Below are 20,600 nucleotides of genomic sequence, written 5' to 3'. Positions count from 1 at the left end.
ATTGCAGTTGATTTTGATTTTGGTTGGCTTGCTCGATTTGAGTTTGGAATTCCGAGAGTTGAGCCGCAAGCTGCGATTCCAATTCTGAGCGAATTTGATGCGCGCTTTCTAACTGAGTTTCTAACTCGGATATTTGAGATTGCAGTTGATTTTGATTTTGGTTGGCTTGCTCGATTTGAGTTTGGAATTCCGAGAGTTGAGCCGCAAGCTGCGATCGCTCAGTGTCAGCAGTTTCTAATTGAGCTTGCAGTTCCGATAATTTAGACAGAAGTTGGGAGTTATCTCCCTCGCTGGGATTTACTTGAGCCTGCAATTCTGACAACTGAAAAAGCAGTTGTTCTCGCTCTCGAATAACTGTCTCTGATTGACTTTGCAGCTCAGAGAATTGAGAGTTTAACTGCATTTTATCTCGATTGGCTGCTTCTAACTTTCTTTCCAGCTCTAATAATTCAGGTTGCGCTTGATTTGGTTGTTGGTGGGCGGTTTCCAATTGAGAGTTGAGTATTTCTCGTTCTTGCTCTGCACTCTCCAGTTGAGCTTGCAAGCCAGAAAATTGAGACTGAAGTTGCTCGCGCTCTTGAATTGAGCGATCGAACTTAATTTGAATTTCCGATAACTGATACTGTAGCTGCGCTCTATTTTGATTAACAGCTTGCAACTGGTTGTCAAATTCCGACAGCAAAGCCTGAAATTGAGAACGTTCTGCATCAACCGTCTCTAATTCTGCTTGCATTTCCAGCATTTGAGCGTTAAATTGCGATCGCTCTTGATGCGCCACCTCTAACTGATATTGAAATTCTGCCACTTGGGCTAACTGCGACTCAGCTTGTTCAGCATTTTCTAGCTGAAACTGCAAATCAGCAATCAGAGAATCAACTTGCGATCGCTCTTCAGCAATTCCTGCCAAAAATTCTTCCAATTGCGATACTTGATTATGTAAAAGATCTTGCTCCCTAGTCACAATTTCTAAGCGACTTTGCAGATCAGACACTTCATAATTTAACTGATTTTCATTCTGTATTTTTTGCCGCAATTCCGAAGTTCTGGCGTCCAACTGAGAGGCTAAATTTGATATAGCCTCCTGCGAACCATGCATCCGCACCAAATTGCGTGAATTTCGCTTTTTCAAAATTAGCCAGCAGATTAATGCACCGCCTGCAAATCCTATTAATAAAAGTAATGCTTCCATTTGTTTATTTAATTGATATAAATTGAGTTACCCTGATGCTTGCCCCAAAAAAGGGACATTCAGAAATTGCTATCTTACTCAAAGCTATCACAACTTGCGCGCTTGTGTTCACTTGCTGCGACAATTCATATTTATTTACAAAAAACCCACAGATAAGGTGCGCAAGGCGCACCCGACAGTGAAATATTTTACCAAAGTCAGATTAACGAAGCAAATCCACAATATGAGAAACAATCCCGATATGTTGAGTCAGCAAATAATCCAATCTATCCGCCAGTAAACTAAAAATTAAATCGTTATAACTCATCCCGTATTCCGCCAAACCCAAAGCAACCAAACTTGTCACATTTTCGCCTGGATGTTTGAGATCCGGTTTCGGATTTGCTTCCAAAACATAAAGTTCTCCATCAGCATCGCTGCGGACATCAATCCGCACCAAACTGTTCAAGCTGAACTCCCAATAGATTTTGCGAGCCAACTCAATTAACTTTTGTTTTAGTTCTGGTTCCTCCGCGCCCATCAACCGCCCGCGATCGGCCGTAATCGCCTTTTTATCCATAGAAGTAAAGATGCGTTCCTCCGATCCGAAAATTCTCTCTACCGTCGAAAAAGCAAAGGGTTTTGTGTTTTTAGTAAAACCACCTTTAGCATGAGTTACATATCCACAAACTGCTACACAAAATTCTCGTCCCGGCAAATATTTTTCAATTAAAGCAGTATTGTGAGTTGCTTGGTGAACTTCGGAAACCGCCTCAGATAAACCATCAATTTTGTCTACAAAATGAACGTGCAGCGAAGCGCGACCCGATACTGGTTTGACCACAAAAGGCCCTTGATACTCGCCAAAAGCAATGGCAAAACGCTCGTGCAAATTAGGCTGCAAAATTCCTTGAGAAGGATGCCAAGTCATAAACGGAGCGGTTAGAATTCCGACTGATTGCAGTTCCCGTTTAAATGCGTGTTTGTTATCTAAAGTTGAACTATTTAAAGGATTGTGACCGATATAGGGCATTCCCAACATTTCTAGCAAGGCGGGAGTATGACAAACTGGATTGTAGCCCTGGACTCCGCCCGTATTTAGCCACACTAAATGGATATTTTGTTGTTTTAGTTGTTCCGGCAAGTTCATGTCGTCAGGCATGACAAAAACCTGCTTAAAACCAATTTCTGTTAATGCTTGGGCAATCTCGCGGGCGACTATTTCGTAACTTTTCCAAGAGCGGGGATTGTGGGTTTTGTAAATCACGGCTCCCTGGCGATCGCAGTTGCCGCCGAACACTACAGCAATCCGCAGTTTGGCAAACAGCTTTTCTAAGTATTGAGGGAGTAAACTAAAGTCGTAATGCCAGGAAGTTTTGCCGATTGATGTTGCTACCATTTAAGTTGTTTCCTTTTTTGTTTTATTTGCGATCGGCATATTTGCTCGATTTGGCTAAATATATTCCAGCCAAAACTACAGAGAAAGCGAACCAATTAAACAAGCTCAAACTTTCGGAAAATAGCATCCAGGCAATAATCGCCGTAATTACTGGTTCTAGCAGCAGAAAAAGGGCGACAAATCCCGATGACAAAGTGCCGAGACTGTGGATGAGAAGTCCTTGGCCAAAAGCTTGGCAAATCACGGCCAAGGCAATTACAGCCAGCCATCCCTCCCAAGAATAAGGGAAAATTCGATCGCCCTCCAGCAAAACCAAGGGCAAAATCAAGATGCTGCCAATCAAACAGCGCCACATCAATATAGTTGTCGCCGGGAACTTGGTTCGCAAATCTTCCGCAATCAGCAGATTTGCTGCATAAAACATTGCGGATAACAAAGCAGCAATGTCCCCGGTAAAATTTTCTCCGGCGATTTGCAAGTCTGTAGTGCCGATCGCGATCGCACCTCCCAACGCCACCACCAATCCCAGCAAAAACCTGCTGTCAAAACGCCGTCCCAACAGCAGCCATCCCCCCAAAGTAGTAAATAAAGGAGTTAAGTTGCGTAGTACAGTTGAATTAGCGACATTAGTTTGAGTTAGCGACCAGGCCCAGAGACCGAGAGAAGCAGAAGAAACCACGCCGACGGCTGTTAATAGCATCACATCCTTCAGAGTGTAGGGCGATCGCGCTTCAACCTCATTCCCAGACATTCGGCGACGCACAGCATCCGCACCATTCCACAGTCCAAACACCGCAGTTGCTATCCACAAACGGTTGAAAACCGTAGCATTCGGGCTGATTTCTCGTTCGCTCAACCTGATAAAAATGGCTGCCAGCGACACCGCCAGCAGCGCCGCCGACAGCGAGACGATCGCCCAAATTTTACCTGAACTGTCGTCAGCTAATTCACCGTTGTTTAAATTGTCCTGGTTTTCACAAACAATAGTTTTGTCTTCAGTTATTAACGCAGGTATTAACTGATCGTCCCCTAATATATTGCGCTGTGCATCAATATTTTGCTCTGCTACTTTCAAGTTTTTTGACATTATTGAAAATTCCCACCAAGGCTGAAAGTATAAATTAGAAGATTGCAAAAACCAGCTCAGGAATTACGCACTCCTTACTCAAGAAACCGGGTTTTTTAGAGAATCTGCGGCCTACAACCAAATTTTTGACAAAAAACCCGGTTTCTGGCGACCCGTGCAGGACTATATTTTTGGTAGTTAACAGCAGCTTATGTTGAAGGTTTAGCAGAAAGTTTTGTCAAAGCTTCCTTGAGCGCCGGTGGCAATTGGCGGATAATCTTGCCTTTTTCCCGATCGACACCAACCAAAGTTACCTGCGCCGTCACGTATAATTCCTGCGTATCGGGCGATCGAATTTCGTAATCCCAAAGCAGCCGCACACCCTCGCCAGCAAGCATCCGCGTTCTGACTGCCACAGATTGACCCATTTGCACAGAGCGGTGGTAGCGCAGCGAAAGCTCCACCACGGGCAATTCCACACCCTGCGCCACCCACTCTGCATACTCGATGCCAAGAGAGCGTAAACTTTCCACCCGCGCTTCCTCCATCCAAGCCAGATAAGTCCCGTGCCAAACTGCGCCGCTGTAGTCAGTATGGTGAGGGTAGACTCGCACCAAATATTCAAACCAGCCCTCAGAATCGATACCGGGTCGATTTTGAATAGCACCAGTCGGTGCGAGTTCTGGTTGAGTTCGATCGTTCTCTAACACGTTACAAATTGTTCCAAAACGCTACATTTCTACAAATCATAAAGCAAACTTCAGGCTTATGCTTAACATTAACCCACTAGAGCAGCAACGCCCTAGTGAGAGCGTCGCACAACAAAACTCAACCGTTTTTACCGCCAAAAACCATGATCGAAAAAATTTTAGTAGCCGTCGCCGGTCGTGGCTTGTGCGAAGAGATGTTTAATATGTTGATGGACATCCCTTCCTTGCAACAAAGCTCTGTCACCGTCTTGCACGTCGTGCCGCCCCAAGTAACATCCGATGGCATGGCCGACAAGTTGGAAGAAGGAGGCAAGATTTTAGCACAAGCAGTCCAGTCTTTAAAAATCGACCCCAGCAAAGTCAATCCACGGCTGAAACAGGGAGACCCGAAAACCACAGTTTGCCAAGTCGCAGAAGAAGAACAATCCGACTTAGTAATTATGGGTTCGCGGGGATTCGGACGGCTGCAATCGATTTTGGAAAACTCAGTCAGTCAGTACGTTTTCCAGCTAACATCGAGACCGATGCTGTTAGTAAAAGACGACATCTATGTCAAAAGAATCAGGCGCGTCATGGTGGCGCTCGACAACTCAGAATCTGCCAAACAGTCATTGCAGCTTGCGCTATCTTTCGTCAAAGAAGTCAGTGGCGGGCAGATAATTCTAGTACACGTTACCAAAGATTTGACGGGAAAATACAGCGAAGATGTCACAGCAACTGCTGAAAAAGACTCTGTGTTGGCTCCGGGAGTAGCACTCGCGAAACAACTGGGAATTAGCTACCGCTGCGTGAGTGCCAAAGGCAAGCCCGGTGAAGCAATTTGTCAGATTGCAGACGAGGTGAATGCGGACTTGTTGGTGATCGGTTCTCCGGATCGGCGACCAAACGTTGCTAAAAACTTTCTGGATCTCGATCGACTCCTAGGAAATTCCCTATCAGACTACGTGCGAGTCTACGCCAACTGTCCCGTCTTGCTAGCCCGCACAGTCGCCAGCTAAACTCTCAACCGTGACAGTCAACAAAAAAAGCGCCCCAGCAAAAAGCTGTTGGCGCTTTTTTTTGCAACTAGCAAAGCCAGACAAAAATAGCACCAGTTGCTATTCTTTTCTACCTTGACGGCTAGCGGTTTGAATGTACAGAATGATTAGAAAAACGCTGGGAACCAATACAAACAGAATGGTTGCCACAAACCCTAAATCGTTAACTTCCATGAAGACCCCAGCCTTTATTAAAAAATAGGAAAACACACACAACTAGGATAACACTCAAAGGCAAAAGGAAAACTCGAAGCATCCCAGAGCCAGAGAATGTCTACTTCTTCCTCCCTCTTCCTTCCTCCCATCCGTTACATCCGTTAAATCCGTTACGGAATCCGTTGCCGAACTTCCCTCCCATCCGTTACATCCGTTAAATCCGTTACGGAATCCGTTGCCGAACTTCCCTCTTCGTTCAGAAACCCCAGCTACGGCTTAGTCTTCACACTCACCGGGCCGTTGACGATAGTTTGACAAGCCAATCGATAGTTTTCGGGCTTTTTCTTGAGCTTGCGGTTCTCAAAGTCAGTGCGGGGCGACAGATTTTCACCGCCCTCGACAATTTCCACAATGCAGGTGCCGCATTGACCGATGCCCCCGCAATTCATCATTTTTCCCGAAAACGTGTACAAGTCGATGCGGTTTTCTAGAGCTTTGAACCTCAAATTGGCTCCATCGGCTGCGATGACTTCCTGATTTTCCTTCACAAACTTGATATTAGCCATAGCCGATTCCTTAACGCAGTTGACATGGAGCTCTCTAACCAAATATTAACTAATGTGTCGGACGTTTCATACCCGATGTCTCATCCTTTGCGATTAAAGGTCGATCGCCCCAACCCAACCCTTCGACAAGCTGTCAACTGTCAACTGTCAACTGTCAACTGTCAAGGAGCATCCGAGAGGTTATTAGTCGGAAGATTGCTCACAGCGCGCTGGAGAGACGAAAGCCCCAGGTTGTAGTTGACAATTGCCGACAACCGGTTTCTCTCAGCCCTAGTCAAATCTGTTTCCGCCTGAATCACATCCGTCTGAGTGCCTACGCCAGCTTGAAACCGGAGTCTGGCCAGACGCAAAGCTTCCCTCGACTGTAAAACCCCCGCCTCAGAAGTTTCGATGTTCTCAAAACTCGACTCTAAGCCAAAATACGCTTGTTCCACTTCCCGGCGCACTTGGTTGCGGAGTTGGTCAAATCGACTTTCGGCGATCGAGATATCAGCATCCCGCTGTTTAACCCTCGCCTTCACCGCGCCCCCGTCGAAGAAATTCCAAGTCAGATTCGCTTGCACCGCATACCCGCTCCCCCAACCGCGAGTTGCAAACGGGTCTGAGTTGTCAGTAGTTACCCCCTGGAAGTTGTAGGAACCAGTGACATTAACTTGAGGCAGCCCCCCCGCCCGAATCGATCGCCTCTGCTGCTGGCTGATATTCCTCTGTACTAACTGCTGTTCCAACTCAGGGCGATTCTTAAAAGCCTGCACGATACTCTCTTCCAAAGACAGCCTCCAGGAACCAGCTTGCTCCACCGGGTCAGCCGCCGTCAAGTTCGCCGACTGACTGATATTCAAAATCTCAGCCAGCCTGCGCTGGGCCACCCGCTGATCGCGACGGGCCACTGACAGTTGCTGCACTTCGTTAGCTACATTTGACTGAGCCTGCAACACAGCAAAGCGGGTTCCCACCCCGGCCCGTTCCAAAGCTTCGGCATCCCGCAAACTTTGCTGGGCATTTCTCACAGAAGCTTGGCGGATAGCAACTTGTCCGTCGGAGTTTTGCAGGTTGTAGTAAGTCTCAGCAGTGTCGAAGCGGAGTTGCTCGGCTTGGCGCTCCAAATCCAGTTCCCGGAAGCGCAACTGTTCCCTAGCCGCATTGATATTAGCGGTGCGGCGGCCGAAAATGTCGAGGTCGTAGCTCAACTGCAAAGTGTTGTTGAGACCGATGCTGCCGAAATTTTGGAAATCGGGAGAATTCGTCGGCAGTTGTTGGTTGGCCGGCAAAGTCTCATTGCGGCGCAGCCGAGTCTGCACCCCAATCTGTCCGCTGGCGCTGACTTGGCGGCTCGCGGTCATTTGAAAAGTCAGATCGGGAAATAAAGCAGCCTGCTGTTCCCGCACACCCGATCGAGTTTGTTCGACTTGCTTCTGGGCAATTTGTAAAACTTGGCTGTTGCGGCGGGCCAGATCGATCGCCTGTTGCAAAGTAATTGACTGAGTTTCCTCGATCCTGACATCCTCCGGCTTAGTCGGAAACTGTAGCGGATTCGGGTTGGGTTCCAGGGAAGCCGGGGGCTTGGTGTCTAGAATGCCCTTCGGGGTAAGAGGCGGAAAAGTTTCATTCGGAGTGCCCCGGAGAATTGGTACCGGGGAACTCGGTATCGGAACATTATTGGGGCTACTGGGAACAGGTTGCTGCCGAGTGTTTGTCGGTGTCGGCGTTGGAGACTGCGCCAAATACTCCTGCTGCTGAGGCTGTGATGCCAGCGAGGGCTCGCTTGGGGGAGTTGCTGCGATCTTAACTGCTTCGGGCTGCTGAGACTCAGAGGTTGGGGCGTTAAGGGCGATCGACTGTTCGGGATCTGATGCTGGATTTGTGTTCGAGGTCGATGCTAATTCGAGCTGATTGCCAAGGGCCCAACTGTCCTGAGATTTAGCCGGAGGCTGTGCTGAAGCACTCTGTCCGGCGTTGCTGAAAGTAATTGCAGCGCCCACTCCGACCACCACTATTTGACGAAAAACACGCATAATTTTTTAATTACTTTGCAATTCTAGAGACAATTTTAGATCAAGATTGAGGTCTTAAGTTTCTAGCTTGTAGCCTGAACTCGATAGTTACAAGTCATAATTACCGTACTCATGTTGTTTTTGAATGTTCGATCGACATTTACAATTGAACTTCAGCAGTTGCCAGACCGATCGCCGCCGAGATTAGTTCCTCTACGCCACTCACCGGCAAAATCCGGGTTTTGAGCGAGTTTTCGAGCTGTTCTACGGTCATATCATCGAGAAAACGCGGTTCACCCTGTTTTAGCATCACCGAGGGCAGCAAGATGCCATCTCCCAAGTCTCGCCCCTGCAAAGCTTCGAGCAAATCTTGCCCGGTGAGCAAACCCGTGACAGTGATAGTTTGTCCCCAGTAGCGGCTGGAGAGTGCTGCCATATTGACAGACAAGCCGGGAATCTGGTTTAGTTGTTGTGCGATCGGCTCAAAAGCCTTTTCAACAGCATTCCCCACCACCCAAACCAACCTACGAGGTGGAATAACCGGCAGCGGTTGCAGCTTAGCAAAAGCCGTTTCAAACTGCCCAATAAACTGGCGAATCGAACCCACACCATTACCAATTTGGGGATAATCCTCATAATCTGCCGCCGACGGCAAATCTAAACCAGCGATTAAAAACCACTCATCAGCCAGCCAAATACAGCGCGATTTTGAACTCTTTTTCTTAGTTTTTCCGCCACCTTTTCCCTGACTCAAAACCCCTTGAATTTTCTGCACTTGCTCGATTACTTCCCGCGCTTTTTGGGCAGTTACTGCAATTAATTCATCTTCCGCAGGGCGAAAGCGAGTTAAACCCACCGGCACCACAGCCACCGATGCTACAGCCGGGATATTTCCGGTATGAAACTTTGCCAAATCCAACAAAGTCCGTTCCAAATGTTCGCCATCATTAATTCCCGGACAAACCACAACTTGAGCATGAATTTGCAAGCGGCGGTCTTGAAACCATTTGATTTGTTCGAGAATCTTCCCAGCCCGAAAATTTTTCAACAAGCGAATTCGCACATCCGGTTCGGTAGCGTGCACCGAAACATAGAGAGGAGAAAGCCGCATTTGTTCGATTCGGTTCCACTCTTTTTCAGTCAAATTAGTGAGAGTGAGATAGCTGCCATAAAGAAAGCTGAGGCGATAGTCATCATCTTTGAAATAAAGAGTTTGGCGCTTTCCCGAAGGTTGCTGGTCAATAAAGCAAAAAGGGCAGCGGTTGTTACACTGAATTAGTCCGTCGAAGAGGGCGGTTTCAAATTCCACACCCAAGTCTTCGTCATACTCTTTTTCTATTTCTAACTTGTGAGTTTTGCCTTTGGTATCTAAAACTTCTAGTTCGAGAAATTCATCGGCGCACAGAAATTGATAGTCGATTAAGTCGCGGGGTTTTTGGCCGTTAACGGCGACGATGGAGTCTCCGGGTTCAAATCCCATTTCGGCGCAGATGCTGTCGGGGATAACTTTGGTAATTCTGGCTGGTTTGGTTGAGGATTCGCTCATAGGATCGCGCTTGCATTTTCAAGTTTGATAAATTGCTATTCAAAAATTAATTTTATATTTTAATCAAGTCTCAACTCATATCATAATTTATACCATTTGTCAAGCAGACCGCCTAGGAAAAAATAGGTGTTTGTGAAGTGCGATCGACCCACAATCCACAAGCTTTCAAATGATTTATTGTATTTATTAAGTCACATTAAATCTGTATCATTAATTGAATTATGACAATTTTATGGCAGTTAGCGTAAAGGTAAGAATCGCACTTGTCCTTCCCATTCTCCTTCCAGACTGCACTCAGAAATTAGCAAAATTTCCTCAATCGCCAAACCCACTGCAACACGGCGGCTGACTTCAAATAACCCTGGCATCGCCAAACCTGCTTCGATTCTATCGTAGGCAAAGTTGGTCATGGTTGCTACATCATGAGTTAGTACAACCCGCCCTTGCAGCGCCGCCCATTCTAAGACTGTTGGATCGTCTGCTTTTCTGAGTCCTATATCTTGAACGCGGACAATCTCAACATCGGGATTCCGCCGCAAAATACCCCGAACAATTTGATTGTTAAAGTTTTCATCAGCCAATAATCGCAGCATATAAAACTACCCTTTTTGGTTGCGTCTTGCTAATAAGCGATCGCGTATTCCAACTGGGTTAAAACGCCTTTCTGCTTCCTGCTGAACTTCTGCGGCAAGACGTTGACGTTCCATCAGATAAGCGTCAACTTCGGATTGGTGTCGCAAGTAGTAGCCGATCGCAAAATAAATATCCGAAAGTTCAAGAGACGGGTACTGTTCCCGGATTTCTTCTGCTGTGGCTCCTTCTAGAAAAGCTGTAAGGACTGTATCTAAGGTGACTCTGGTTGTGCTAATGCGGATGACACCGTTTGCATCAGCCACAAGCGGAATTGGTTCAGCCGTGGGCACGAGTAGCATTTTGAGATTGAGGGTGGTGTGAATTTTCTATCTTCAGCATAGTCGATCGACACTCCCGGCTCTAATATATTTTTTCTGCACGTCCTCCTGCAATCTGCAACTGAAAAGGTATTCCCGATCGCGTTGGCTGCCATCCGAGTTGCATTGCTTGCCGTATCCATTGTGCTACATCAGAGGGTTTTACTGGTTTCACTTCTTGCGTGGAAATAATCTGCCATACTTTTACCTCTGGCGGCGCTCCCTCAGCAGGTTTTATCGGTATAAATTCACAGTTAGTGCGACTCCAACCTTGAGGATGAGGTCGATCGGTGCGGATAACTAACACGCCACCTGATTCTTCAGCGTGTTCGACAGCAACATGAAGATTTCCGCAGCCGGATTCTGCTTGTATATTAGTAGCTTGTCTTCGGATTAGCCAGACGAAAGGTTCCCCATCTACAATAATTTTTCTTGTTCCTTTTTTCGGTATTGACATAGTTTGCTTCCAGCCAGTTTACTCATGGGATTATAACGAAAAAACTCAAGCATCTGGTTCTTCAGAAGTTGTGCGAAACCCTCCTAAAGTTGAGAAAGGGGTAATGTTTGTCCAGTTATGGCTTGCTGCCAAGATTGGCGAAAGCTTGCTGCTGAAAAATCTGTATCTTCTTCTGTTGTCGTAGCTTGAGTTTCCAGGGAATGGGTGTGTTGGATAATAGTGGATAGTGTTTTAAGTAGTTCAAGTTGTTCTGTCAATGACATTGACTGAGCAAGATCGATCGCTTGTTGAAGTTGTGAAGTCATAGTAAATCCTCCTTGTTTTATTTTACATTAGCTACCCACGATCGCATACCACAAACTCACCATCAGGCACAAACTCGCCAAATGCTGAGGAATCAAAGATTTAATCGATCGCTTAGCAATTTGTTGAGTCACAAATATCGTCACCAACAATGAGACAATCAAAGTAAAACCTTGCAAAAAGCTAATCACCGCTGGATCTCCGACAAAACTAGGCAAATCATCTCTAATTTGTCCGAAAGTGGCAAAAGTTACCGGAATCACTCGCCCGCCTTCCTGCAAACCCAATCGCCAATAGTGAGCCAAACTACCGCCCCAAACTAGGGGTAGATATCCGTAGGCGAGAGAGACAAATGAGAGGGGTTTATAGGTTGTAAATGGGATACTTTTTGCTTGTCCCAATCGGTAAATTGCCTGCATGACGGCGTAAGCTACTAACGGAATCAGCGGCGGAATAATTAACACCGCGAGCGACATTCCTAAATGAGGGAAAAATTGCTCTAAATTGATACCCAACCCCAACAAACTATCGATTTCCGGTAAGCGATGGAGATAGATACCGCCTAATAAGAGAAATAACAGGGCAACTTCATAACTGTGAGGAACGTGGGTTGTCCATAATTCGATTCCCGGAGGGCGCACATTTAATTCTACCGATCGATGGGGACAAGCTTTTAAGCAAGTCATGCACAAGACGCAATCTTTATTATCAGTTAATTGGGCGGGATGGGAATAAATCGGACATCCATTAGTGGTTAATCCTTCCCCCAAGCCTGGGCCGCCTTTATAACATTGGTAGGTGGTGCATTCCGCCGCGCAGGTTCCTTGTTGGGCGCGCAGTTCGATGATTGATAGTTTAGCAAACAATCCATTCATGCCTCCGATCGGGCATAAATAACGACACCAAAACCGCCGCTCGAAGATTAGCGAAAAAATTACCGCGCCCGCCGTAATCAGCAATAACAAACAACTGGATAAATAGGCGGTATTTTCTAAATTCCACAACTCTTCCCAGAGAAATATCAGGGTAAATAGTCCGAACAGAAACCAACCACCCCATTTTTCAGCTAATTGGCGCGGCCATTTATTGAGAGTTCGCGGAAAAACTTTTAGCGAGAGTTTTTGGACGATTTCTCCATAAATCATGAAAGGGCAAAAGGCACACCACAATCGCCCGATGAGGGGGAATAATAATAACATCAACGGCCACCACCAGGCCCAAAAAATGTTGAGAGCAAAATTATGCTGTCTATCTTGGGGAGCAACAAATAGGATAATTACTACTAATGCAAATACCCAACTTGTAAACCAATAATTCACGCGATCGGGATACCAATCACTCCGTAAAAATTGCCGAAATTTAGGATAGATATTTAATAAATTCAGGCGAAATTTTTGTTTTTTGGCTGCCTGGGCCCAAAACACTTCTTCCGTTAATACCTGACTCCCCTGTGCTTGAACTAAAGCGCGATCGACCATTCCCTGCAATTCCTGCAAATTACCGGGAAAATCGTAGGTTTGCAAGCGGCGAATTGCTTCTGGTGTTACTTGGGGCTTGATTAATTTCTTTTGCCGACCAAGAATATTGAGATAATAGTTGACTTGTGCCTCTAAATCTGCTTTTCGCACCCGCAAAGATGGTACTTTAATCTTGTGTTGTGTCAGCTTATCTAGCTTGGGTTGCACAATTTCTGAGATTAAAATGATGCGGGCATTAGTAGAACGCGGTGCAGGTGGTATTTGTCCTTCTCTGACTACTAGGGTATAGGTTCCTTCGGTTAATAGTTGCTGAATTTGGGGGCATAATTGAGCTGGTAATTCTTGCACGTCATTGAAAATTAACGTCCCTTCGCCCAACCATTCCAACAGCCCCGGTTTGCCGCCCAACCGCCCGAATAATTCCGCTCCATTAGCTTGAAGTAAGGCACTTTTAATCTGAATAACTGGCTCGTTGCGGCGGTGGGAACCGAAATGAATTAAAGCAGCTAAATTATCTTTTTCTAAACCAGGTTCGCCAGAGATTAATACCGATCGATTGTCATTCGATGCTGTGCGAATTTGTTGGCGCAATTTCACTGCATAACGGCTATTCCCAATTACTCCGCGTTTCGCCCTCGGTACTAAATAGGTGCGGAGGGCATTTTGACGCTCTCTTTCGTAGGCGATTTGTGCTTCTAGCTGCTCTAATTTCGCAGCCAAGCGTTGAGCGTAGGCTTCGGTGATGCGTGGATACCTTTCTAGCAGACTGCGCCAGCGTGAGGCACTAATTACCCAAAATTGACATTCTGTACGGGCAATAATTCGACTATCTGCCGGTTGCGATCGTTGGAGGGCTGATAAATTGACGATCGCCCCCGGTAACAAACTACTCCCCCACATTAAGCCCGGTTGTTTGCGCCGGTAGCGATCGGCTTGTCCACTTTCTAGGATGTAGAGATTGGTGACGGGCGTATCTTCGATTACCACTCGAAATCCCGTGGGAAAAGTTGCCATTTCCATTTCCAGGGCGATCGCCTGTAAAATCTCGCGGGATAATATGCCTAATTCGGTGTTCGATTCGAGCCAGTTAACTAATTTTTCGGTAGACATCGCTTAGCCTCGGCGAAAATAGAATTGTGCTGCTTGGTGTATGATAATAATAGCGGATAGCTTGTTAAAGTTTTGAATTCTTAGTGAAGCATCCATTTCGGTTCGTAGTGTGGACGGTCGTCCGCACTACGAACCTTACTGATTGCGAGCTATTGACAGGAGATGAGATCGCTTCTGATTTAAGTTGAGTCGATTGTTGGAATTAACAGCAATATTTAAATTGCTGCTAGATCAATTATTTAATTGCTTTTGCCAGTTAATTATCACTTTGCTTTTTCGCCCACAATGACAGCGATGGGAACCGCATAATGAATTTCATCGCCTTGGAAATGCACGTCAATCCCCAGACGGTCAACACCAATATCATCTTTAAAAATTTGTCGCAGCTTATCGTCATCGCCTGGGTTTGGAAAAGAAGCAGCTAATTGTTGTTCCAGTCCCAATTCTACTTTATAAAATGCCAACTTGACATTTTGCAGATTCGCATCCGCGACTAATTTTGGCAACTCTTCCAGAGTCAAAGCACGAGTGTGAGATGGATCGCGCAGCTTCTCAATATAGTTGTAAGCATCAACTTTTTCCGGCGGCATTGCTACGTCAGCAATCAAAATGCGATCGCCCGCGCGACACACCCGAACCATCTCTGACAGCACAACCTCCGGCCGCAAAAGATGATGGAAAGCGTAACGACTCAGCACAACGGAAAAACTATCATCGGGAAACGGTAGCGTCTCGATATCGCCTTGCAACCACGAGATATTAGTCAAGTTTTTTTGCTGTGCCAAAATCTGGGCTTGTTCTAGCATTGCTGGTGTTAAATCGATGCCAGTAACGCGATCGGAAACTGCCGCAAAAGCACAAGCAACAATACCAGGGCCGCAAGCAACATCTAGAACTGTATCCTTGTCAGATACATTGGCCATTTTCATCAGTAAATCTAGAGATTCTTGATTTGTGTGGCCATACAAGTTAGAGAATGGCACAGCCTGACGGGTGAATTGGTCGATGATGGATTTTTGATGTGCGGTCATAGTTTAATTCTATCCTTGTTTGCTGCTATTTTGTAGGCAGGAGCGGCTAAAATCGCTCCTGCTAAGCTTATTTCACCTATTAATTATTTCTCAATGCCCACCTGCGAGGGCGGTCAAAATAGCCACGCCAAAGGCAAGCCGATACCATACAAACACCCAAGTATTCTGAGTTTGTAGAAACTTCATCAGCCATGCGATCGACAAATAAGAAAATACAAACGCCGAAATAGTTCCTACTGCCAAAGTCACAACTCCAGCATTACCCATTTCTTCTCCCACAGCACCCTTCAATTCCACTAATCCCGCCAGAGTAATTGCCGGAATTCCTAATAAAAAAGAAAACCGTGCGGCGGCGGCTCTCTCTAATCCCATGAACAATCCTGCTGTTAGGGTGGAACCCGATCGCGAACACCCCGGAATCAACGCCATTGCTTGACCTAATCCCATCAAAATACCATCTTGGACGGTTAATTTTTCATAAGTGCGATCGCGCGTGCCAATTTTTTCTGCTATGGCTAACAGCAGCGACATGACGATCGAAGCAATGGCGATGCTGGCCAAACTCCTCAACGGTGACTTGTCAAAATCGGGAACCAATATCTTGATTAGCAGCCCAAAAAAGACTATCGGTATTGTTCCTAAAGCAATCCCCAAAGCCATTTTAAACTCTTGGGATTCGTAGTCACGCCGCATTACAGCGTTGACTGCACCCAAAGTTATCGTTGTCAAGTCTTTCCAAAAGTACCAAAGCACAGCCACAATGCTGCCCAACTGAATAATAGCAGTATAGGCAACCCCCGGATCGCCCCATCCCAGGGCGATCGGCACTACCTTCAAATGAGCGCTGCTGCTGATAGGTAAAAACTCCGTTAATCCCTGTACAATTCCTAAAACAATCGTCTGCACCAAATTGAGTGGAGCGGGCCCGGAAACATCAGCAGCGGGCGTTTGGGCGAGGAGTGCGTCAACCAAAGCTATCATAAGTTGTCAGTTCTCTGTTGTCAGTTTTTAGATATCAGTTAGATTTCAATACGCTTGGGATAAGACGGCGGTTGAAACCGCTTCTCGTCAAACGATGTCCGAGAGAGCGAGGGACTAAAGAGAATAACGTAATTTAAATCACCCGCTCTTCAACCTGCTTGGAGTAGGTTTTGCTTGTATAGACGCGGTTTCAACCGCGAGCGTCTTCTATCAGCAAATTGCGATCGCCGATCCGAAACTACTTTAACCTACTCAACAACATTTGCATACATTTGCTGATAAACTTAAAAAAGTTTTTGCATCTGATGAAGCCAGCCTACAGCAACTGCCAACAACCTATGATATTTTCCGAGTCCAAAAATTTAATTGTTACTGCTGCTTCTGGCATCCGGTTGCTGCGGCGAATCTTGTCAGCCAGTCTGTTAACGGTGACGCTGGCACTTAGCTTGATACTTTTCACCAGCACGCCACCAGCCTTCGCAACTCTCACAGACGATCGCTTCGACGGCACTATCTATGCCCTCTACGCCGGCAACGGTTCCCTAGTTCCTCCTAAAGTCAAGATGACAGATTCTTTCAAGCGGAAGAAACCTGTAGTGTTGGTTTTTTACACTGACGACAGCAGGGACTCCAAGCAATACGCGATCGTCGTCTCTCAACTCCAGGAATTTTACGGTCGCGCGGCAGATCTCATGCCGATAAGCGTTGACTCTTTGCCTCCAAAACCCTCACCGAAACTCACTGAACCGGGACATTATTACGAAGGATTCGTACCTCAAACAGTCATTCTAGACCAATCAGGAAAAGTAGTTTTTAACGAAAAAGGACAAATACCGTTTGAACAGGTAGACGATGCCTTGAGAAAAGTGTTTGACTTGCTACCTAGAGAAAATTCGGTAGCGCTTAAACGCCGTGTTGTGAACGAACTCAATGTCGAATTGTCGAAGTAATAAAAGACCGGGCGGTTGAAACCGCGTCTATACACACAAAACCCGAGTTCAGAGGGGTTGAAGAGTGGGTGGTTAAAATTACTTTGTCTTCCTAATGGAGCGGAAGCGGAATACCGTTCGGGAAGGCTAACGCCTACGTTTGACTCTGACGGGGTTTCAACCGCCGTTTTATCTGATTCTTGCTCAGTAATTCTTTACAAATATCCTCTGGGTATCAAGGCAAAATAGTATCAAGTATTTAAACTTTAAACCATGAGTAGAACCTTAATTCCTGTGATTCTGGCCGGCGGTAAAGGCGAACGTTTCTGGCCTCTGAGTCGCAAGCAGCGCCCCAAGCAGTTTTTGAGTCTTGATGGTAGCGGCAAGAGTTTGCTACAAGCTACTGCGGAAAGACTTTTGGAATTAGGTAATGGTTGGGAGGATTTGTGGGTGGTAACATCGGAAATGTTGGCCGATGGAGTGCGGGAACAGTTGCCGCTGTTACCTCCTGAGAATTTGCTGGCGGAACCGGAGGGCCGAGATACTGCGCCGGCGGTGGCTTGGACTGCTATCGAAACTGCGAAGCGTTACGGTGAGGATGCGGTTGTTGGTTTTTTCCCGGCGGATCACTGGATTGGGGAACCGCAGGAGTTTATCAAGACTTTGGAGGCGGCGGCGGAGTTGGCGAAGAATCAGGATGCGATCGCCACTTTGGGAGTCAAACCGAGTTATGCTTCCACTGGTTACGGCTACATCGAACAAGGCGAAGAAATTGGCACTTTTGGCGGTTTTCCGGCGTACCGCGTGGCTAGATTTACGGAAAAGCCCGATCGCACAACTGCTGAAGAATTTGTAGCCAGCGGCAAGTTTAGTTGGAACGGCGGAATTTTTGTATTTCGAGTCGGAACAGTCTTGACAGAATTGCGAAGTTATGTACCGGAAATGATGGCAGCTTTGGAAGCCAAAGGTGCCGCTGCTTACTCCGAATTACCCAAAATTAGCATCGATTACGCGCTGATGGAGAAGACGCAAAAGGCTTGTGTTCTGCCCGTAGGCTTTAGTTGGGACGATTTGGGAGATTGGAATGCGATCGGGCGTTTGCTGCAAGGAGACAAGCCAAATGTCGAGTTAGCAAAACACGTCGGAATTGATACTAAGGAAAGCATTTTTTATGCAGCGGATGACAATGAAGTGATTGTCACGATTGGTTTAGAAGATGTTGTAGTTGTCAGAGATGGGAATGTGACGTTAATTGTGAAAAAAGACAGGACGCAGGAGATTAAACAGGTGATTAAAGTGTTGGGAGAAGATGACAAATTGAAAGATTTGTTGTAAAGGGCGTATTACTAAAAAAACAGGTGCGTAGTAAGGACTGAAGTCCTTTCTTATCCAACAAGAACCCTAGGAATAAAGTTCTTACTACCAACCTCTGGACGGAACCAAATTAAAAGCCCACTTATTCATTAGAATCTACTTTCTTCTTAAAATGTTGAGCAAATTCACTTAATGAGTTATTTCGGGCGATCGTTTGATCGGTAATCTCTAGTTTCTCGGCAACTTTATCTGACTCATTCTCAGAATATTGCTGTTTTTTTAAATCTTTATCTTTCAGTTGAGAATTTATCTTTTTGACAATATCTTTAGAAAAATTGACTAAATACTCCTTAGCATTTTTCCCTCCAGATTCAGCTTCAACTATCAAATTTGTTTGACCTTTTTGATATTTATTAGCAAACTTTTCCCATTTCGGATCGGTTCTAGTTCCGAGATTTTTTGTAAAGTAGCAACAAATGCCAAGACAGTCAACTAATAGCCAAGCTTCTAATTCTTGACGTATAAGTATTAACAAACATTTCCCTTGAGATTGTGCTACAACTCTATTGATTCTATTAATTAGAGAATTAGGTTCTTGCAATCGTTGAGCTTGAGATTGTACACCATCTGCATCAAGTAAAAATATCACTATTTCGTTGTTTATAAGATAAATATCAACTGCCTTTTTTAGCCCATCACCTCCTGTTTTTTTGATAGCTTGATTAAAAGCTATTTTAGAACTATCCAAAACAGTTATATTGGAGTCATAGTATTTAACAATCTTCTTAGCTATACAGCAAACAGTTTTACTATCAAAATCTGACTCTGGAGCCCAGATAAGAATATTACTCATACTATTGTTCTAAAATTCCTTGTAGTAGATGACTGTGATAAATTGCACTACCTACTCCAAAGTCTCTCATCCATTCAGATAAATCATCCCGACACTTCCCTAACTCATCTACGGGAAAAGCTTGTGTTCCAACGTCATCTGTTTTGCTTAGAAGTAGTACAGAAACATCTGAGTTTATTTCATCCAAATTGAAACAATCAAGTAACTGGGAACTATGAGTGGTAATAATTACCTGTGTTTTTTGAGACAGTCTTTTTACTACAGATGCAACCTCTCTTAGCAGTCCTGGATGAAGATTGCGTTCAGGTTCTTCAATCCCAATCAGTGTAGGTAGCTGATCTTGATGAAGTAACACATAATAAGCCATAATTCGGAGAGTGCCATCTGACATATTGGACAAAGGAATCTCTAAACTACCTTTTTCCAATACTTTAATTATTTTCTCTCCTTCTTCGTCCACTAACTTTAAGCTTATACCCAGACAATCATTAAGTTCTTGACTAACTAATTCAAACTTTTCTCGATCGTTCTCAGCCCAGTATTGTAAAACATCTTGAATTTCCATACCTGTGCTACCCAGACTGGGAATATTTTCTCTGTTCATTACAATATTGTCGCCAATTACAAACATAGGACTACCTCTCATCGACTTAGGATCTAAATCGTAGAAGTCCCAATTTATGATAAATTCTGCAAGTTTAGCCGTAAATGGTCTGTCTCCAAAATCACCGGCAGACTTTAAGGCTAAGTTGCCAGCTTTAGATTGATATCTCTGAGAATTTCTTCCTTTTTCATCTCGCACTGTACCCTCGCCATTTTTTGATTCTATTACTTTATGCTTACCTATCAAAAGTTGCTCGCGCGAATAAAAAAATTTTCCTTCTTGTAGAGACATAGATACAGTATACTCGGCTGTTTTCTTAGCTTGTTTGACAGTAATAGAAAAAGTAATATCTTGATTTCCCCCAAATCTCAAGAATCTTTGCATAAACTCCACAGGGGGGGGAGAACCAACTGTTACCATCTGACTGAGAATCGATAATGCCTGTAGAGAGTTAGACTTTCCGCTAGAGTTACAGCCCACTAAAATCGTTAAATCTTTAAAATTTAACGTAAGATCGCCTAAGCTCCTAAAGTTTTTAATGTTAGCCGATACAAGTTCAATACTCATAAGTAAACGTAATTTGTAGGAGAATAAATTAATTAAGAGCCAACCCGATTAAGCCCCGATTCATGCTTTTCGATAACATACTATGCATAAAAAATCTAGACCATAAAGTCTATAATACCATCAGGAGTAATAGCAAAAGCACGCGCGGCGCAGCTATTCGGTAGGGAATCGCCCCCACACCCCAAAGCTCTCGCGCCCATTCCCGCTATTCCCCCCAAGTTATTCCTCAAGACACTGGTCAGCTTGGTTAACAGCCCTATGCTAGTAGTTATATTGCTAGCAAAGTCGATCGACCAGGAGGCCCCTTGTTCAGCCTAGTTCAAAACAATTCTCGCAAAGGAGAAATCCTAGAAGTCTTCTTCCGTAACGGTTAGGACTACA

General features: G+C 45.3%; 20 protein-coding genes. 3 read left to right on the top strand and 17 right to left on the bottom strand.

What is annotated here, in order from left to right:
- The 4 genes from QUB52_RS13345 to QUB52_RS13330 all read right to left on the bottom strand — a co-directional run.
- The coding region (locus QUB52_RS13345) for a hypothetical protein (RefSeq protein ID WP_332976197.1) at positions 1-1,189 on the bottom strand (1,189 nt) is incomplete at its 3' end.
- A 202-nt stretch (positions 1,190-1,391) separates the two neighbouring features.
- On the bottom strand, positions 1,392-2,567 hold the full coding sequence (locus tag QUB52_RS13340; protein WP_265237233.1) for a D-alanine--D-alanine ligase family protein: 1,176 nt from the start codon (positions 2,565-2,567) through the stop codon (positions 1,392-1,394).
- 22 nt (positions 2,568-2,589) lie between these two features.
- Positions 2,590-3,654 carry a DMT family transporter gene (locus QUB52_RS13335; RefSeq protein WP_332973808.1) on the bottom strand — a complete coding sequence of 355 codons (1,065 nt, stop codon included), beginning with the start codon at positions 3,652-3,654 and terminating at the stop codon, positions 2,590-2,592.
- 188 nt (positions 3,655-3,842) lie between these two features.
- Positions 3,843-4,343, bottom strand: a complete 501-nt coding sequence (locus QUB52_RS13330; protein ID WP_265237229.1) for an acyl-CoA thioesterase — start codon at positions 4,341-4,343, stop codon at positions 3,843-3,845.
- A 143-nt stretch (positions 4,344-4,486) separates the two neighbouring features.
- Between QUB52_RS13330 and QUB52_RS13325 the strand changes: the two genes are divergently transcribed.
- Positions 4,487-5,341, top strand: coding sequence for a universal stress protein (locus QUB52_RS13325; protein ID WP_265237227.1), 855 nt, complete (start codon positions 4,487-4,489; stop codon positions 5,339-5,341).
- A gap of 99 nt (positions 5,342-5,440) precedes the next feature.
- Here QUB52_RS13325 and psbM read toward each other — a convergent pair whose 3' ends face one another.
- From psbM to QUB52_RS13270, 11 genes are all read right to left on the bottom strand, one after another.
- Positions 5,441-5,554 carry a photosystem II reaction center protein PsbM gene (gene psbM / locus QUB52_RS13320; protein ID WP_194012816.1) on the bottom strand — a complete coding sequence of 38 codons (114 nt, stop codon included), beginning with the start codon at positions 5,552-5,554 and terminating at the stop codon, positions 5,441-5,443.
- A 251-nt stretch (positions 5,555-5,805) separates the two neighbouring features.
- A complete protein-coding gene (locus tag QUB52_RS13315) occupies positions 5,806-6,102 on the bottom strand; it encodes a (2Fe-2S)-binding protein (protein WP_265237224.1) in 297 nt (98 codons plus the stop codon).
- Positions 6,103-6,263: 161 nt separating this feature from the next.
- On the bottom strand, positions 6,264-8,117 hold the full coding sequence (locus tag QUB52_RS13310) for a TolC family protein (RefSeq protein WP_265237222.1): 1,854 nt from the start codon (positions 8,115-8,117) through the stop codon (positions 6,264-6,266).
- A 139-nt stretch (positions 8,118-8,256) separates the two neighbouring features.
- The gene (locus QUB52_RS13305; protein WP_332973806.1) at positions 8,257-9,642 is read right to left on the bottom strand and encodes a TIGR03279 family radical SAM protein; all 1,386 of its coding nucleotides are present in this window, start codon (positions 9,640-9,642) and stop codon (positions 8,257-8,259) included.
- A 239-nt stretch (positions 9,643-9,881) separates the two neighbouring features.
- On the bottom strand, positions 9,882-10,235 hold the full coding sequence (locus tag QUB52_RS13300; protein ID WP_265237218.1) for a DUF5615 family PIN-like protein: 354 nt from the start codon (positions 10,233-10,235) through the stop codon (positions 9,882-9,884).
- A gap of 6 nt (positions 10,236-10,241) precedes the next feature.
- The gene (locus tag QUB52_RS13295; RefSeq protein ID WP_265237217.1) at positions 10,242-10,574 is read right to left on the bottom strand and encodes a DUF433 domain-containing protein; all 333 of its coding nucleotides are present in this window, start codon (positions 10,572-10,574) and stop codon (positions 10,242-10,244) included.
- 61 nt (positions 10,575-10,635) lie between these two features.
- Positions 10,636-11,049, bottom strand: a complete 414-nt coding sequence (locus QUB52_RS13290) for a hypothetical protein (protein ID WP_332973805.1) — start codon at positions 11,047-11,049, stop codon at positions 10,636-10,638.
- 83 nt (positions 11,050-11,132) lie between these two features.
- Complete coding sequence (locus QUB52_RS13285) at positions 11,133-11,354, bottom strand: hypothetical protein (protein WP_265239238.1); 222 nt, start codon at positions 11,352-11,354, stop codon at positions 11,133-11,135.
- A 27-nt stretch (positions 11,355-11,381) separates the two neighbouring features.
- On the bottom strand, positions 11,382-13,940 hold the full coding sequence (locus tag QUB52_RS13280) for a sigma 54-interacting transcriptional regulator (protein WP_332973804.1): 2,559 nt from the start codon (positions 13,938-13,940) through the stop codon (positions 11,382-11,384).
- A gap of 263 nt (positions 13,941-14,203) precedes the next feature.
- A complete protein-coding gene (locus QUB52_RS13275) occupies positions 14,204-14,971 on the bottom strand; it encodes a class I SAM-dependent methyltransferase (RefSeq protein WP_332966066.1) in 768 nt (255 codons plus the stop codon).
- 90 nt (positions 14,972-15,061) lie between these two features.
- Positions 15,062-15,952, bottom strand: coding sequence for an undecaprenyl-diphosphate phosphatase (locus QUB52_RS13270; protein WP_265239241.1), 891 nt, complete (start codon positions 15,950-15,952; stop codon positions 15,062-15,064).
- 338 nt (positions 15,953-16,290) lie between these two features.
- On the opposite strand from QUB52_RS13270, the gene QUB52_RS13265 reads away from it, so the two are divergent.
- Complete coding sequence (locus QUB52_RS13265) at positions 16,291-16,902, top strand: thylakoid membrane photosystem I accumulation factor (RefSeq protein ID WP_265239251.1); 612 nt, start codon at positions 16,291-16,293, stop codon at positions 16,900-16,902.
- A 252-nt stretch (positions 16,903-17,154) separates the two neighbouring features.
- Positions 17,155-18,216 carry a mannose-1-phosphate guanylyltransferase gene (locus tag QUB52_RS13260; protein WP_332973802.1) on the top strand — a complete coding sequence of 354 codons (1,062 nt, stop codon included), beginning with the start codon at positions 17,155-17,157 and terminating at the stop codon, positions 18,214-18,216.
- Positions 18,217-18,337: 121 nt separating this feature from the next.
- Here the strand turns inward: QUB52_RS13260 and QUB52_RS13255 are convergent, their stop codons facing one another.
- Both QUB52_RS13255 and QUB52_RS13250 read right to left on the bottom strand, forming a co-directional pair.
- Entirely contained in the window at positions 18,338-19,048 is a 711-nt protein-coding gene (locus QUB52_RS13255) for a hypothetical protein (protein ID WP_332966070.1), read from the bottom strand.
- 1 nt (position 19,049) lies between these two features.
- Positions 19,050-20,219 (bottom strand): AAA family ATPase, encoded by a 1,170-nt coding sequence (locus QUB52_RS13250; protein WP_332966071.1) that lies wholly within the window; start codon positions 20,217-20,219, stop codon positions 19,050-19,052.
- Positions 20,220-20,600 lie beyond the last annotated feature (381 nt).

Source organism: Microcoleus sp. A6-C6 (assembly GCF_036705955.1).
Taxonomy (GTDB): Bacteria; Cyanobacteriota; Cyanobacteriia; order Cyanobacteriales; family Microcoleaceae; genus Microcoleus.
The sequence above is the reverse complement of the archived record's forward strand: the minus strand, read 5'-3'. Positions and strand labels throughout refer to the sequence as shown.